Genomic DNA, 15,746 nt, shown 5'->3' with positions numbered 1-15,746 from the left:
CATGTATACTAGTGTTAAGTTGATGTAAACGTACGGAAAATCTGCCGCAAGGAGAATAAACGATGAAGGTTAGTATATTTGATGTAGCAAAAAAATCAGGACTGTCCGTCGTGACGGTCTCGCGGGTATTAAACGGCGCTGAATCGGTGCGCGAGAAAAACAGACAAAAGGTGCTGGATGCCATCAAAGAGCTCGATTACCGTCCCAACGCGGCTGCCCGCAGTTTGGCCCGCGGCAAAACCGGGATCGTTGGTTTGATTGTAACCACCCTGCAGGACTCCTTTTTTGACGCTGTCGTCAAGGAGCTGAATGAGGTGCTTGCACTCCATGGCTATTTTCTCGCTGTATCGGTCTCTACAGGCATTGGATCCGATGAAGCCCATTATCTGATCCAGGAGGACCGTGTGGATGGCCTCATCCTGCTCTCACCGATGGAAGAGGACAACTACATCGTGGAATTGAAGCGGCGTAATATCCCTTATGTCCTGATCGATAACCAGAAACCGGAAAATGATGCTTTCTCCGTGACCATAGACAACTATAAAGGCGGCTATGTCGCAACTAAGCATTTGCTGGATCAAGGACATACCTCCATTGCTCATCTGAGCGGGCATAACATGTTCCGCAGTACACGGGAACGCCGCAGCGGCTTCCTTCAGGCACTGGAGGAAAAGAACCTCGCTCCGTTTGAGATGGTAACAGGCGATTTTGAAATCGATTTTGGGTATGATGCCTGCCGGAGATGGCTTCGTGATGGCCGTCTTCCTTCCGCTGTATTTGCAGGCGATGACAATATTGCGCTTGGTGTTGCGAACGCTCTGATGGAAGCTGGAATTCGCGTGCCTGATCAGGTAGCCATCGTGGGCTATGACGATCAACACATCTCCTCGAAGCTGCGCCCGCATTTGACAACGGTCCGTCAGCCTGCTGACCGGATTGGTCTTGCCGCTGCGGATATGCTGCTCAAACGGATGGACGGTACGATGAAACGCGGGGCAAATGTGCGGATTGACCCTGAACTCATCGTAAGAGAGTCTACTGTATCGAAAACAGAAGGATAACTGAATCAATTTCATAATACCTTAAGCTACTTCAATCAAGGCTATATATAGATCCAAACGATTTTATTGGTCTATATATAGTTTCCATTTTATCGTTTTAGTGAGTTATGAAATTGATTCAACTAAAAAAATATATCCGTATATATAGGAGTGACGACCATTGACTTACTACTTGGGAATCGATGGGGGAGGAACAAAAACATACGCCCTGCTGACCGACGACCGCGGCAGCGTGCTTGGCAAAGGCGTAAGTGGCAACGGCAATCACCAGATTGACCGTTCCATGGCTGCGCAAAGTATCCGGGAAGCTGCGGAAGGCGCGCTGAACGAAGCAGGCCTGCGGGTTCATGAAATTTCGCACACCTATTTCGGGCTGGCTGGCGCAGATCGGGAAGCAGATTACCGTATCCTGCATCCTTTAGTCCAGGGAATCGGCTTCACCCAGAATTATTCGATCAATTGCGATACGATGATCGGCCTGCGTGCAGGTACCAACCATCCTTATGGTGTCGCTCTGATCTGCGGAACAGGAACCAACGCCGCTGGACGAAATCCTGCGGGGGAACATGTTCAGGTAGGCGGCTTTGATTACATGTACGGTGATTTTGGCGGAGGCGGTTCCCTCAATATCGAGGTGTTCCGCTCCGTCATCCGCTCATGGGATGGCCGCGAGCAAACGACGCTGCTGACGCCGCTTCTGCTGAACTTCCTCGGATATGACAACGTCAGCGATATGTTTGAAGACTTTCAGGATCACGGGAAGCATGTACCCGTACATGCGGCGAAGCTGCTGTTTGAAGCGGCGGCGGAAAATGATGCCGTAGCCCTTGAGATTCTGACCCGTCAAGGCGTAGAGCTCGGCAAATCAGCGGTGGCAGTTATCCATAGGCTTGGCATGGAGAAAGATACGTTCGACGTCGTGTTGGCAGGAAGTCTGCTAACAAGGGGAGACCGCGGCTGGATCCGAAGCAAGGTTGAACAGGCAGTCGCAGCAGCCGCTCCGAATGCAGCCGTCGTCACGCTGTCCGCAGAGCCGGTTGTCGGCGCCATATGGTCAGCCATGGAAGCGGACGGACATCCAATAAGCCGGGAAGTGTATGACAAAATGCGGGCCTTCCGTGATTTTGAACATATTAAACAAACAACAAGATAACCCCATAAATATAAATTCAATTCTTTCAAGACTGGAGCGTGCAGAAATGACAAATGAACAAGGACTCAAAATAGCAGTAATCGGCGGTGGATCTTCCTATACTCCGGAACTCGTTGAGGGATTCATCCTTCACTATGCCGAGCTCCCGGTACGTGAGCTGTGGCTGGTGGATATTGAGCCAGGGCAGCGCAAATTGAATATTGTCGGCAACTTGGCCAAGCGTATGGTCGAGAAATCCGGTCTTCCCATTGAAGTCCATCTGACCTTGGATCGCCGCGAGGCGATTAAAGATGCAGACTTTGTCAGCACCCAAATGCGTGTAGGCATGCTGGATGCGCGCGGCCGCGATGAATCCATCCCTCTGAAATATGGTGTAATTGGCCAGGAGACCACCGGTCCCGGGGGCATGATGAAAGCACTTCGGACGATCCCGGTCCTGCTCGACATCTGCCGCGATATTGAAGAGCTTGCCCCAAACGCCTGGCTGCTGAACTTCACGAATCCTGCGGGCATGGTTACGGAAGCCATCCTGAAATATTCCAATGTAAAAAGCATCGGCCTCTGCAATGCGCCCATCGGCTTGATCAAGCAAACGTCAGCCAAATACGGTGTAGAAGCGGACCGCATTTATGCTGAATTCGTTGGCCTGAACCATCTGCACTGGATTACACGCATCGATGTGAATGGCGAAGACAAGCTGGATGAAATGCTCGCTGATACCGCTGGATACAGCGCGAAGAACGTGCCTGCACGGGAATGGAATCCGGAATTCCTTCAGTCCCTTCACGCTCTTCCTTCCTATTACCTGAAATACTTCTATATGACTGATGCCATGCTCGAAGAGCAGCTGGAATCCTTCCAAAGAGGCGGCAACCGCGCGGAAGTGGTTAAGCGTGTTGAGGAAGAGCTGTTCGAGCTGTATAACGATCCGGAACTGAAGGATAAGCCCAAGCAGCTGGAACAACGCGGCGGTGCCTTCTATTCTGAAGCAGCCGTGAACCTGATGCGTTCGCTGTACAATGGTTCGAATGACATCCAAACCCTGAACGTCGCCAACCAAGGCATTATTGACTTCCTGCCGGATGATGCGAGCATTGAAGTCAACTGTGTAGTCACCAAAACCGGCCCGCTGCCGCTTCCATTGACCAAGGTCCCTCCGATGGCTGTCGGTCTGATCCATGCAGTTAAAACCTATGAGCGTCTCGCCATTGATGCTGCTGTAACCGGTGATCGCGGATTGGCAATCCAAGCATTGGCCCATCATCCACTGGTTCCGTCCGTGGAAGTGGCGATCCGGATGCTGGATGAAATGCTGGAAGCAAACAAGGAATATTTGCCGCAGTTTTTTAAAGAAACGACGGCTAACGCATAAATTAGGTATTATATATGATTTCCTAAATGTAACCGCCCTGCCCAGGATTAACCGGAGCAGGGCGGTTGTTGTTTTGTCTTTTCCCTCTGAATCATTGTGCAAAATATCGCTACTCCATTTGTCCGAACAAATCATTAAATACTTCACTCATCGTAGGGTGCGTGAAGATTTGGTCTCTAAGGAGTGTATAGTTTTGCCCGGTTTGCATGAATATTTGAACGATATTAATAATTTCACTTGATTCTGTACAAAAGAGCGTACATCCCAGAATCTGATCCGTCTTGGCATCGACGACTGCCTTTAAAACACCTTGTGTTTCTTTCATTAATCTGGCTCGGGGACTGGCTGCGACGGGCATTTTCGCGATCTTGATCTCATACCCCTGTTCTATTGCCTCATCCTCTGACAAACCCACCCGCGATAAGGGAGGATCGATAAATACCGAATAAGGAATATTCACACGATCCTTCGTGGAGCGTTTCCCAGCGCCAAATAGTTGATCCTTGATGATTCGAAAATCATCCAACGAAACATAAGTAAATTGTGGTCCGCCCTTCACATCACCAATTGCCCAAATATGGGGAATGTTAGTCTTCAGATGTTCATCCACCTGAATGGCTCCCTTTTCATTAACCGCAACGCCTGCTTGAGCCAGATTCAATTCTTCCGTATTAGGTTTTCTGCCTGTCGCCAGCAGGATCGCATCCGCCTCTAGCGTTTCAGGCTGATCCGCACCACTACGTAAGTAAATGACCTGTGTGCCATCCGGTTTCTTGTCTTGAACAGTTTGAACCTGTGCGCCGGATATATACCGTATCCCCTTACCCTCAAGCGTTTTTAGGACCCCTTTGGCAATATCGCGGTCTTCACGCTTCAAAAATACCTCTGCTCCATCGAGCACAGTCACATCTGATCCGTAATTGGCATACATCGATGCAAATTCCAGGCCGATATATCCTCCGCCGATGATGACAAGGTGTTTGGGAAGTTCCGTTTTATCCATCAACGTCGTGCTGTCATATACGTATTTGCTTGCATGGATTCCCTGGATATTCGGAACGATCGGAGTTGCTCCTGTATTAATAAAAATCCGCTCCGCGGTAAGCTGGACGGTTTCATCCTTCATCTCCACCTTTATTTCGTGTGAGGAGATAAAGCTCGCTTTGCCTGTAATAACAGTGATTCCTTCTTTATCACTCAGATTGTGATAGTTTTTAGTTCGTAAAAAGGATACCAGTTCGTTCTTCTCCGAAATGGCTTGTGTATAGTAAGCATTCTGATCCTCAAAAGAGTTTGGATTTAGGAAGGCTGCATACTTGGATTGATACGCAAGCGACTTGGATGGAATACATGCGATGTTGATGCAGGTTCCTCCGTACATTTTATCGGACTGCTCGATCATCGCAACCTTCCACCCCTGTCTCTCCATTGCACCTGCCAGTGTTTTTCCACCCTTGCCAAAGCCAATAATAATGGCGTCATAATTGTTATTCATCTCATTCTCTCCTTTCCCGTAGCTTTTCCAAATATCCAATTTCCCATCAGGATGTCCATTAATATCAATTACCCAAACAAAAAGAAGTGTAACTATATAAGTTACACTTCTACTTTATGGTAATATATCTTCCGGCCATTTTTACGTCTCATTTTGCATGTTAACTGCTCTTGTTGTGAACGCCAGAAACCTCCGCCGTCAGCACCCTGCTTCTGGCACTGCGGACCAGCAGCAGGTAACAAAGCACGGAAAGCACATCCGCACCGGCGATCACGATACCCATCGGAAGCGCTGATGTGCTGCCGCCGATGCCGACAAGAGGACTGACAATGCCTCCGAAAATGTATGATAACAATCCGAGCAGTGCCGATGCGCTGCCTGCCGCGTGCCCATAATTCTGCAAAGCCAGCGAGGAGCCCGCGGTACCCACAATACCAACGCAGGAGACAACAATAAACAGCGGTGGCAGGATTGCTGCAAGCGGCGCTTTGGCTGTCAGCAGAATCAGGAGGGACAGGCCTCCGATCGTCGCCAGGGTAATACCTGTCACCAGCAGTTTCTTTTCGTTGACCCGTCCGGCCAGTCGACCTGTGATCTGTCCAGCAATAATAATGCCAAGCCCGTTCATAGCGAAAATCAGACTGAACATTTGCGGGCTTACCCCGTAAATTTTTTGAAGCACAAACGGCGATCCCGAAATATAGGCAAACATCGCTGCAGAAATAAATCCCGAGCTTAATGCAAGTCCCATAAATTTACGATCTTTCAGCAGTACACCAAATGTCTTGAGCGTGTTCTTCATGCCGCCGCTGGAGCGTCTATCTGGTTTAAGCGTCTCGGGTAATCCAAACAGTACCGATAAAAGCATCACGATGCCAATCACCGCAAGCACGATAAATACGCCGCGCCAGGATGTCACTTGCAGCAGCTGACCGCCCACAATCGGAGACAAAATCGGTGCTGCACCATTTACCAGCATCAGCATAGAGAAAAGCTTGGTCAGCTCTGAGCCGGAATACATATCTCTGACAATCGCGCGCGAGATGACAATCCCAGCGGACCCTGCAATCCCTTGAATAAAGCGCAAAAGTATCAGCATCTCAATCGATGTGCTAAATGCGCATAATAAAGATGAAACGCCGTAAACCACCATGCCGATCAGCAGTGGAATGCGCCGTCCGCGGACATCACTGAACGGCCCAGCGAGCAATTGGCCTACCGAAAGTCCAATCAAACAGGAAGTCAGGCTGAGCTGTGTCAGCGAGGTTGTCGTATGCATCGTATCCGCGAGGCTTGGCAGCGCAGGCAAATACATATCCAGCGAAAATGGACCGAAGGCAGATAGCGCCCCCAGAACGATAATCATCCAAAGCCGGCTTGTGCTGGGCCGTACAGGCAGCTCTTCCTGAACCCCGTCCCGGCTTTGGACACCTTGCGTTTGTTTATTCATAACGAGTAAGTGTTCCCCCTTATAACCATTACAGCATGAGTTCTGCCAATGTTTCATGCCACCGCCGGAGGACGGACTCCTCTTCCTTCAGATCAATCTGAATCCCGGTGGTAATATCGGCATATTGCGCCACGTCTGATCTGACAGCCACAATATCTGCCTCGAACCGTTCGCGCGGATGTTTGGCTGCAGGCAGAACCGGCAACCGTTTCAGCGAAAGCTTGATATAATGCGCTGCTCCAGCGTAAACAAACGCCAGAGTCGCCTTTTCCGTACGAATCAGGTTACGCGTGGTTGTCGTACCGGACCACATGGCCAATCTCACCCGCTTGGAGTCCAAAGCAATTATTTCACCTGCACTGATCATGGCCGTATGTGGCCATTCTTCTTCCGTGACGGTCATCAGCATCAAGGCTTCATGCTTTTTGGTCTCGAGGTCCTTACCGTTCAGCAGCTCATATAGTTCCGCGGAAAGCTCCTGGCTTGGCGACTGTTCCATAGAGTCGAATCCCTCCTCCTCTTGTATTTTCATTCTATTGTAGCTCATTTCACGGTTGAAAAAGAACCCTAAATTTTTTCATATGGCGGTGTTTGCTGGATGATCTCCCCCGGATGACCCACTCTACGCCTGAATTTATTTTCTTCCAATACTGCATATGCTAGACTCAGATTATTGAAAAATATGTAAAATCCATTCTAAAGAGGTGCAACATTATTGAAATATTACGATACTTCTTACGAAACCGAGAGACTTAGGATAAGACCCTTAAAAGTAGAAGATTACTTAGCTTGGCTTACTGGATACAACAATAGACTACCGTCCCAGCACAGACATGATGAAGGTAACCGGGATATGAATGAATGTTCCATGGAATGGTATGTGCGTTTGATACAACAGCATCAAGAGCTAGCACGGAATGACGAAGTTTATGCTTACGGGCTATTTTTAAAGGATGAAGGGTCACATGTGGGGATGATCGACTTCATGACACTGGTAAGAAGTGAATTCCAATGGGGATGTATTGGTTACATGATTCATAATCAATATTGGCGCAACGGTTATGGTAAAGAGGCCGTACTTAAAGCGCTGGACTTTGCATCCAGTGACTTGAATTTCCACCGTATTGAGGCGCACATCAATGTTGATAACGAAGCCTCCATCCGACTCGCACAAAGCGCAGGACTGGAATATGAGTGTACCCGCAAAGGATTTATTTTCGAATTTGGCGAATGGACAGACAATCTTATCTACTATAAAAATCTGATATAACGGCTGAGGGGTACATCAGAAACAGCCCGGCCGAAAGTATCCGCCCAGGCTGGTATTCAAGCAAATCTTAATGCAAATAATAGCCCCGTTCGACTTCATTCAGCACTTTTCTGGCATGCTCCACCCAAAAATTATCCAGGGGTGCATCATCGTCAAGCGGCGGCTGAAACTGGTCGAAGAGGGCACCCATTAAATGCGGGGTGGCATGCTTGTCCGTACCCGTGTTGTAGATATATTTGAATACGAACGGGCGTCCCAGTTTGACGGTTGCATGGCATCCACCGCATTCCCCATCCAGACTTCCCTTGGTCACGTGAAAAGGAATCCGCAGCCATACCATCCGTTCCTGATCGAGCCGTTTGTCCAGATAGCCGTGTTTGTAGTCCCAGTTGCCAGCTAGCGTAAAATCATGCGTGCATAAATAGCTGTCGATATTTACAAAGCGGTCTTCGATATTTTCGAGTCTTGACTCCAGATTGATCATTTAAATTCGCCCACCTTGCTGTTTTTAGTTAAAGGATGGACGTGAATGGTTCGCTTTATACGAGAAAGTGAAATGAACAGCAAAAAAGCACCGGACCGATAGGGTCCGATGCTCTTTGTGCTGCTGCAAAGAAAGATTGTTTGACGAAAAATTATTTCTCAGCGACGGCTTTAACTTCTACCGAAGCAGACAAGGCTTGTTTTTTATCCCCATTTGCGAGTACGTAAACGTAGTAATTTTTCGACGGTACGATTTTTTCTCCGTTAAAATCCTTTTCGTCTGCGTTGAAGGTAACCGGAGTTTCATCATTACTAGCCGTTCTTAACGTTTTTATTTTTTTTGCCACAGCGTCAAACGAGATTTTGCTGGATGAGAGAAATACGGAATAGGACTGACCTTCCGCTTTCGTAAAAGTAACCTCAAGAGCCCCGTCCTTATTCCATGACGCCTTCACATCCGTAGGTGCGCCGACACTGTTGTTTTTCAGAGTAACCGTCTTCGTACTTGCCAGGCTGCTCGTTCCGGACTTGGCAACAGACAGGACATATACCTTATATTCCATATCTTCAACGATTTTACTTCCATCTGAATCCGTTGCGTTTTGGGGGAGCGCTTGATCGAAATTACTGCCTGTATCTGCACGTGCTGCGCTGTTCGCCTTGTTTGCTGCTTTAAGATCAAAGCTGCCCGCAATACTGCCCTTTACAACAAATATTTTATACTCTTGAATATTGCTTTCATCCTTTGCCTTTACAAAAGATACCTGAATGTCTCTAGCATCATGTTGATCATCAACATCAACTGCACTCAAATTACTTACCAGAGGTGCGGTTGTATCTAATTTAATATCACCGGAAGCATCCGAGAGAGCATACGTACCGTGGTTACTAACGGAGAGGACATACACTTTGTAGGAAACATCACTTGTAATTGCATCTCCATCGGTATCTCTGGAATCAGCGTCCAGCGTCCTTGTATAGCTGTTGTTATTGTTTTTGCCAACGACCGTATAATTGGAACCACCTATATTGCTTGCAGCCGTTTCATTAAATCTTCCTGCTTTCGAGGATTTCACCACCATAACCCGGTAGTGCTGAATATCCGAATCGTTATCAGCACGGTTAAATGTTACCTGCAGATCGCGGCCATCATTATTGTCTCCTACATCCTGAGCACTGACATTCTTCGCTGCTCCCACTGTATAGCTTTGCGACAAAGTAATGCCAGCAGATGGAGATGATAGCGCATTGTTGAAGCCGTTTACTCCTACCGATAGCACAAACACCCGGTATTTAACGTTGTTTTTAATCGCCTGGCCGTTTATATCCTTCGCGCTGGAAGAGAGGGTCTTGGTAATGCTTTGTTTGCTTCCGGCATCCGTAATGCGGGTATAGCTGCCGCTTGACACGGCATTGGCCGATGTCAGATCGAAATAAGGGTAATCAGACTCTTTGACAACCATGATTCTGTATTCATTAATGTTATAATCTTCTTTCGCACGCGTAAACGTAACTTCCATATCGCTTCCGTTATTATTATCGTCGATATCTCTGGCCGTTACATTGGCAGCCGGATATACACTTGTGTTTCCGGTCAGCGTAATGGCTGAAGAGTAGCTCGACAGTGCATTCGTACTGTATGAACCTACAGCGAGTACAAAGACCCGGTAGCTGACGTTATTACGGATGGATTGACCGTTCACGTCTCTTGCGCCCGAGGAAAGAGTTTGGGTAATGGTATTTCCCGCTTTATTTACGGAAGTGTAATTAGAGCTGGATACGGCATTGGCTTGCGCCAAATCGAAATAATAAGCATCCGCAGCCTTCACAACCATAATCCGGTAGCCGTACAGATTGCTTTCATCCGCAGCCCGTGTAAACGAAACACGAAGATCACGACCATCCCCATAATCTGAGACATCGGCAACGTTCACGTTCGTTGGTGCATATACATCCGTATTTCCGTATAACACAATGGAAGAGGAAGCTGACGAGAGCGAATAGCTACCCGAGTAACTTCCGGTTCCTACGGCCATGACGAAAACGCGATAGGCCACACCCGGGTTGATCAGCGATCCGTCCACATCCCTGGCTCCACTCGACAAGGTTTGGTTAATATTGTACCCTGTCTTGCTGACCACCGTGTAATAGGAACTGGACACTCTGCTTGCTTCTGACAGATTGAAGCTGTTTGCTCTGCTGTCCTTGACCACAAAGATACGGTAAGAACCGATTCGAGACTCATCGGATGATTTGTTGAAACGCACCATCAGATCGCGTCCGTCCCCGTAGTTGCTGACATCCTCCACTTTGGTAATGACCGGTGCCGCAATCGCGCTGGCGGTCAGCGTAAATGCGGATGATGCCGAGGAGAGCTGAGATGTTGCATTGCTGCCGTTAGCAACAGAAAGGATAAAGACGGTATAGGAGACGCCGTTTTTAATATATTCACCGGAAGTATCTCTTGTTGTTGAATTTAATGTTGAAGTTATTGTCGTACTGCTCGACTTGCTAACTGTCGTATAATTAGAGCTTGCAACCGCATTGGCGGAATTGAGACTAAAGCTGCCTGCATCCTTGGTCTTCACGACCATGACACGGTAGTTCTGAATGTTGCTTGTATTTTGAGGCTGGTTAAAGCTGACCGAAATATCCCGGCCGTCACCATAATCATTAATATCACTCGCTTTTACGCTGGAAACCGAGCTCACCGGTGAAGCTGTGGTCAATGTGACCGTTGGTGAAACGCCGGATAAAGCGCTGGAGCCTCTTTTGCCTATTGTGAGTACATAGACGCTATAAGATTGATTAGCCTTCAACACATCACCGTTCACATCCTTCGACTGTGCGGACAATGTCACGAGCGGATCATATCCGGACGGCTGCACCGATGTGTAAGATCCGGTAGAAAGAGCCTGAGACAGCGTAAAGCCATATGCATTAGAGGACTTGACTACCAGAACACGGTATTCGCTGATATCCGATTCCCGCTGCACTTTTGGAAAGCTTACTTCCAGGTCGCGACCATCGCCGTTTTTACCAACGACACGTGCGGATACATAAGAAACGGAGCCAACGGCGGTATCCGAGGTCATGATACTTACGGTCTGCGCGGCTTGATTCCAATTTACTTCAGCGCCAAGTGTTTCGCTCACGAAGCGGACTGGAACCATGGTGGTTCCCGACAGATTTTGAGCAGGCACATCCAGTACGATCCTTTGATTGTTGACCGTTGCCGTCTGCGCTCCTATTTTGAGTACGATCGTAATATCATCTCGGGTAGCGGTTACCGTACTGGTCTTCTGGTTCCACGACACCTTTGCATCAAACGCTTCAAAAATCGCCCGCATCGGCAGCATCGTTCTGCCTTTGACCATAGTGGGCGCCTGCAGCGGATTCAGTTTGACTCCGTCCACATACACACTAATTTTTTGGGCGGCTGCCCCCTGCACCTGCGCAGGCTGCAGAGAAAATGAAACAACCATCAGTACCGCCACAAGCATAACCCAAAGCTTTTTCACGGTTCTCCTCCTCAATCTTTCTTATATAAAATAACTACACTTATTTGACGAGCGAAGGGCCAGAAATGTTTTCCATTTTTAAAAAAATATATAGGTTCTAGATCATTAAAAAGGCGTCTTCGACGAACCTTCTCAGATTTAGATCTTTTTCGAGGTGTAATCTAAAAAAGCACCGCCTGTAGGCAGTGCTTTTTGCTTTTATGATTTGTTTTTTTGAAGCTTGATCAGCTCATTAAAGGTTAGAATGATGGACCAGATCACCAGGATGAAGCCTATAAATTGCAGAAGATAGATGAGATAAGGTTCAATTTTGGTAACGGATCCAAAAAAGGACTTAAAGAGGGACAAAGGTTCCTCTGATGATAGCTGCATTAACATAAATCCGATGATAAAGCTGATTAGTAGCGTTATTTTCTTCTCCAATGAATGTTGCCTCCCTGCATGCGCAGCACGTTATACGTTCCAATATAACTTACATGGGATATATTGTCTATTCCCTCATGAAAATGAAAAATCCGCTGAATTACGGCATCGTTCGCCCTATAACACAAAAAAGGACCAAACGAATCTGCTCAGTTTAAGAGGAGATTTGTCGGTCTCGATAAACCTTATTTTATTGATGACTACCCGATGGGACAGGAATGCCCTTAAGCGGTATAAACTGCTTTTCAGGAATGAAAAAGGGCTCCTGATCCACAATATCTGACGGGTTATACCCTCGGCATTCCATTTCACATGCTGAAAGACCTTTTCATTAATACTCATCCATTTTTTCTCCTACATGATTCATTCCAACATAGATCCGTACCCTTGTTTTTCAATGCGACGAAATCAGACTGTCTGAACGCCATGGTCTTTTTCTGCGGTCTGCTTTCTGATTTAACGTCATACAAATGAATGACTGAAATCGTTCGAGTTGCCCTTTTCGCACCCCATACCAAATGTATTCATGATATTTGTACCACTTACTAAGTTTTGGGGGTTATTCCCGTTTAAAAGATCTACCCTTCCAAGGAGTGATAATAAAATGATAAGTATCAGCTTGTGCATGATCGTCAAAAATGAGGAAACCTCTCTGGAGCGCTGTCTTTCTTCGGTACATAGAGCTGTCGACCAGATTATCATCGTCGATACCGGCTCCACGGATAGCACGAAACAGATTGCCCGCAAGTTCACCCGCCATGTTCTTGATTTCGAGTGGATTGATGATTTCGCAGCCGCACGCAATTATGCTTTCAGCCAAGCAGATAAGGATTATATCCTGTGGCTCGATGCGGATGACGTTCTCATGGAAGAGGATCTTTCCAAGCTGATTGCTCTCAAAAGCGATTTGGAGCCTGAAACCGATTCTGTCACCATGAAATATCATCTGGCTTTTGACGAGCATGCCAACGTGGTGTCCAGCCTGCGCCGCAACCGTCTTGTAAAAAGAAGCAATCAGTTCCGCTGGATCGGAGCCGTTCATGAATACCTTGAAGTCGGAGGACAAATCATCGACAGTGATATTGCCGTGACGCATTGCGGTGATGACCGTGACAACGACCGGAATTTGAAAATATATATGAAAAGACAGTCCAAAGGGGAGATCTTCTCACCAAGGGATGTCTACTATTTTGCCAATGAACTGAAGGATCACCGTTATTTCGAAATGGCAGCCGTCTACTATCAGAAGTTCCTGGATGATGAAAAGGGATGGATCGAAGACAATATTGCAGCATGCGGCAAGCTTGCTGATTGCTATCATGAGCTGGGGGACAGCTCTAGGGAACTCGCCTGTACTCTGAAGTCATTTGAATATGGACCGCCCCGCCCTGAGTTTTGCTGCCGTATGGGGTATTACTTCATGCAAAAAAAGGAATACAGCTCCGCTGTATTCTGGTATAAGCAGGCGGTCGAGAACCCTGCACCCGACAGCAGCTGGGGCATGCAAAACATAAGCTGCTCCACCTGGCTGCCACATCTGCAGCTTTGCGTTTGCTACGACCGACTCGGATTTCACGAACTCGCTTACCGGCATAACGAAGCTGCGCGGCATTTCCAGCCGCAACACCCGGCGGTCATAAGCAATAAAGCATATCTTGAGGATAAGCTCGAAATTGTTCATGAGCCGGGCACAGCAGCCGTTTCCAGTGTTTAACTCCTTCAATAAATATAAGCACTTATTCACAGCGCATAATTGTGGCAATATATGAATAAACAGGGCATCGCTTAAGCGATGTCCTGTTTTAGTTTAATGATTATGAACTGTAATTACGACAACCGCGAAAGAAACGGGGCCAGGTCCACTTGAAGAGCATCTGCCAGACGTTTGCCCAGCTCTTCATCCGCACGGTAAAAGTTACAGATGGTAAGAAGTTTGGTCTGCTCTGCGACATGCTCCAGATCGGCAGCCAGATTGCTGACCAGCTGTGCTTGAACCTCTGGAGTATATTTGCGGAACACTTGGCCTGCCTGGCCAAAATCATTCGGTTTGTTGATCTTCTCCCGGGAGATCACGCCCTGAATAGGCTGCGGCACATCCTGGTAAGCCGGATCTTCTTTCGGCGTATGCTGATAGCGGTTCGGTTCATAGTTAATCCGGTCCGTTTGCTGTTTGATCGGCATCGCTCCGTCACGCTGGTTGTTGCTTACCTGCGCAAACGGGCAATTGATCGGAAGCTGCAGATAGTTAGGTCCAATGCGGTGGCGCTGGGTATCCGAGTAGGAGAACAACCGCCCCTGCAGCATCTTATCCTCCGAAGGCTCGATGCCTGGTACAAGCACACCCGGATTGAAACCAACAGACTCTGTTTCCGCAAAAATATTTTCCGGATTCCGGTTCAACGTCATCGTTCCCACCAGTTGGTAAGGGACATCCTCTTCGAACCAGTCCTTCGTCGCATCCAGCGGATTGAAATCGAAGCTGTCCAGATCGGCAGGGTCCAGCACCTGCACATACAGATCCCACTCCGGATAATCCCCGCGCTCAATCGCTTCATATAAATCACGGCTGGCATGGTTGAAGTCGTTCGCTTGAATGGCCGAAGCTTCGGCCCCGCTCAAATGTTTCACGCCCTGTTTCGGAACCCAGCGCAGCTTCACGTACACCATATTGCCGAACTGGTTGATCCATTTGTAAGCATGGACGCTCGATCCGCGCATCTGGCGGTAGTTCGCCGGAATGCCTTCATCCGTGAACAGATGCACCATCATGTTCGTTGATTCAGGAGTTAGCGACATGAAATCCCAGTAACGGTCTGAATCTTGAATATTCGTGCGTGGATCAGGCTTGAGAGAATGGACCATATCCGGAAACTTCATCGCGTCACGGATAAAAAACACCGGGAGGTTATTGCCAACGAAATCATAGTTTCCTTCCTCCGTATAAAACTTAACAGCGAATCCGCGTGGATCCCGCAGCGTCTCCGGGGAATGCTGTCCGTGAATAACCGTGGAAAAACGGGCGAACACTGGCGTTTCCAGCCCTTCATTTTGCAAAAATGCCGCCTTTGTATAACGCTTCATGCTGTTTGTCAGCTTGAAAACACCATGCGCTCCGGCACCGCGGGCGTGAACAACACGCTCCGGTACACGTTCGCGGTCAAAATGCGCCAGCTTCTCCAGAAGCTGATAGTCCTCCAGCAGTGTAGGTCCATTTTGTCCTGCCGTTCTTGAATTTTGATTATCCCCGATTGGAACGCCCTGATTTGTTGCGAGTTTTGCCATAATCATGTTTCCCCCTCATATATAATCAAATTAGAATAATTCTAAATAAGTAACTGATGTGGTTTATTGTAACGTAAGCGATAATGAAAATCAATATTAAATTATAATTATTATAATCTGTTAAATTATATGTCCAACACTGCAGTGTTATGCTGAAAAAATCACGTCTATATGAAAAGACCCTACACTTCATTTAGTGAAGAAGGCTGTACCATGTATAATAATGTGAAGAAAGC

At 47.6% G+C, this 15,746-nt stretch carries 12 protein-coding genes; 5 read left to right on the top strand and 7 right to left on the bottom strand.

The genetic code is table 11. The features are described from left to right. The first annotated feature begins 62 nt into the window (after positions 1 to 62). The 3 genes from E6W40_RS22730 (at position 63) to E6W40_RS22720 (ending at position 3,586) form a co-directional block, all read left to right on the top strand. The gene (locus E6W40_RS22730; RefSeq protein WP_136607839.1) at positions 63 to 1,061 is read left to right on the top strand and encodes a LacI family DNA-binding transcriptional regulator; all 999 of its coding nucleotides are present in this window, start codon (positions 63 to 65) and stop codon (positions 1,059 to 1,061) included. Between the two features lie 160 nt (positions 1,062 to 1,221). Continuing rightward, positions 1,222 to 2,214 carry an N-acetylglucosamine kinase gene (locus E6W40_RS22725; RefSeq protein ID WP_136607838.1) on the top strand — a complete coding sequence of 331 codons (993 nt, stop codon included), beginning with the start codon at positions 1,222 to 1,224 and terminating at the stop codon, positions 2,212 to 2,214. Positions 2,215 to 2,260: 46 nt separating this feature from the next. After that, entirely contained in the window at positions 2,261 to 3,586 is a 1,326-nt protein-coding gene (locus E6W40_RS22720) for a 6-phospho-beta-glucosidase (protein WP_136607837.1), read from the top strand. Positions 3,587 to 3,695: 109 nt separating this feature from the next. On the opposite strand, the gene E6W40_RS22715 is transcribed toward E6W40_RS22720, so the two are convergent. From E6W40_RS22715 to E6W40_RS22705, 3 genes are all read right to left on the bottom strand, one after another. After that, positions 3,696 to 5,081: an FAD-dependent oxidoreductase gene (locus E6W40_RS22715; protein WP_136607836.1), complete on the bottom strand. Its 1,386-nt coding sequence runs from the start codon at positions 5,079 to 5,081 to the stop codon at positions 3,696 to 3,698. A 160-nt stretch (positions 5,082 to 5,241) separates the two neighbouring features. Further along, positions 5,242 to 6,447 (bottom strand): multidrug effflux MFS transporter, encoded by a 1,206-nt coding sequence (locus tag E6W40_RS22710; protein WP_246073171.1) that lies wholly within the window; start codon positions 6,445 to 6,447, stop codon positions 5,242 to 5,244. A gap of 112 nt (positions 6,448 to 6,559) precedes the next feature. After that, a complete protein-coding gene (locus tag E6W40_RS22705; RefSeq protein WP_136607834.1) occupies positions 6,560 to 7,030 on the bottom strand; it encodes a pyridoxamine 5'-phosphate oxidase family protein in 471 nt (156 codons plus the stop codon). Positions 7,031 to 7,246: 216 nt separating this feature from the next. Here E6W40_RS22705 and E6W40_RS22700 point away from each other — a divergent pair, with 216 nt between their 5' ends. Continuing rightward, entirely contained in the window at positions 7,247 to 7,801 is a 555-nt protein-coding gene (locus tag E6W40_RS22700) for a GNAT family N-acetyltransferase (protein ID WP_136607833.1), read from the top strand. A 67-nt stretch (positions 7,802 to 7,868) separates the two neighbouring features. Here the strand turns inward: E6W40_RS22700 and E6W40_RS22695 are convergent, their stop codons facing one another. The 3 genes from E6W40_RS22695 to E6W40_RS22685 form a co-directional block, all read right to left on the bottom strand. Then, the gene (locus E6W40_RS22695; protein ID WP_136607832.1) at positions 7,869 to 8,285 is read right to left on the bottom strand and encodes a YugN family protein; all 417 of its coding nucleotides are present in this window, start codon (positions 8,283 to 8,285) and stop codon (positions 7,869 to 7,871) included. A gap of 151 nt (positions 8,286 to 8,436) precedes the next feature. Beyond that, positions 8,437 to 11,805, bottom strand: a complete 3,369-nt coding sequence (locus E6W40_RS22690) for a copper amine oxidase N-terminal domain-containing protein (protein WP_136607831.1) — start codon at positions 11,803 to 11,805, stop codon at positions 8,437 to 8,439. Between the two features lie 198 nt (positions 11,806 to 12,003). Further along, positions 12,004 to 12,228: a hypothetical protein gene (locus E6W40_RS22685; RefSeq protein ID WP_136607830.1), complete on the bottom strand. Its 225-nt coding sequence runs from the start codon at positions 12,226 to 12,228 to the stop codon at positions 12,004 to 12,006. A 604-nt stretch (positions 12,229 to 12,832) separates the two neighbouring features. Between E6W40_RS22685 and E6W40_RS22680 the strand changes: the two genes are divergently transcribed. Further along, on the top strand, positions 12,833 to 13,942 hold the full coding sequence (locus E6W40_RS22680; protein ID WP_136607829.1) for a tetratricopeptide repeat-containing glycosyltransferase family 2 protein: 1,110 nt from the start codon (positions 12,833 to 12,835) through the stop codon (positions 13,940 to 13,942). A 113-nt stretch (positions 13,943 to 14,055) separates the two neighbouring features. On the opposite strand, the gene E6W40_RS22675 is transcribed toward E6W40_RS22680, so the two are convergent. Beyond that, a complete protein-coding gene (locus E6W40_RS22675) occupies positions 14,056 to 15,510 on the bottom strand; it encodes a catalase (protein ID WP_281281495.1) in 1,455 nt (484 codons plus the stop codon). Between the last annotated feature and the right edge of the window lie 236 nt (positions 15,511 to 15,746).

Origin of the sequence: Paenibacillus dokdonensis (assembly GCF_004916975.1) — a bacterium.
In the GTDB taxonomy this organism is placed as follows: domain Bacteria; phylum Bacillota; class Bacilli; order Paenibacillales; family Paenibacillaceae; genus Paenibacillus_AQ; species Paenibacillus_AQ dokdonensis.
Note: the sequence above shows the minus strand (reverse complement) of the source record. Positions and strands in the feature narration are given on the sequence as shown.

What these genes read in the sequence shown, in the direction of transcription:
- E6W40_RS22710 (WP_246073171.1), bottom strand. Translation starts at nt 6,447, where the DNA reads ATGATTATCGTTCTGGGGGCGCTATCTGCCTTCGGTCCATTTTCGCTG.
- E6W40_RS22715 (WP_136607836.1), bottom strand. Translation starts at nt 5,081, where the DNA reads ATGAATAACAATTATGACGCCATTATTATTGGCTTTGGCAAGGGTGGA.
- E6W40_RS22720 (WP_136607837.1), top strand. Translation starts at nt 2,261, where the DNA reads ATGACAAATGAACAAGGACTCAAAATAGCAGTAATCGGCGGTGGATCT.
- E6W40_RS22695 (WP_136607832.1), bottom strand. Translation starts at nt 8,285, where the DNA reads ATGATCAATCTGGAGTCAAGACTCGAAAATATCGAAGACCGCTTTGTA.
- E6W40_RS22705 (WP_136607834.1), bottom strand. Translation starts at nt 7,030, where the DNA reads ATGGAACAGTCGCCAAGCCAGGAGCTTTCCGCGGAACTATATGAGCTG.
- E6W40_RS22730 (WP_136607839.1), top strand. Translation starts at nt 63, where the DNA reads ATGAAGGTTAGTATATTTGATGTAGCAAAAAAATCAGGACTGTCCGTC.
- E6W40_RS22675 (WP_281281495.1), bottom strand. Translation starts at nt 15,510, where the DNA reads ATGGCAAAACTCGCAACAAATCAGGGCGTTCCAATCGGGGATAATCAA.
- E6W40_RS22680 (WP_136607829.1), top strand. Translation starts at nt 12,833, where the DNA reads ATGATAAGTATCAGCTTGTGCATGATCGTCAAAAATGAGGAAACCTCT.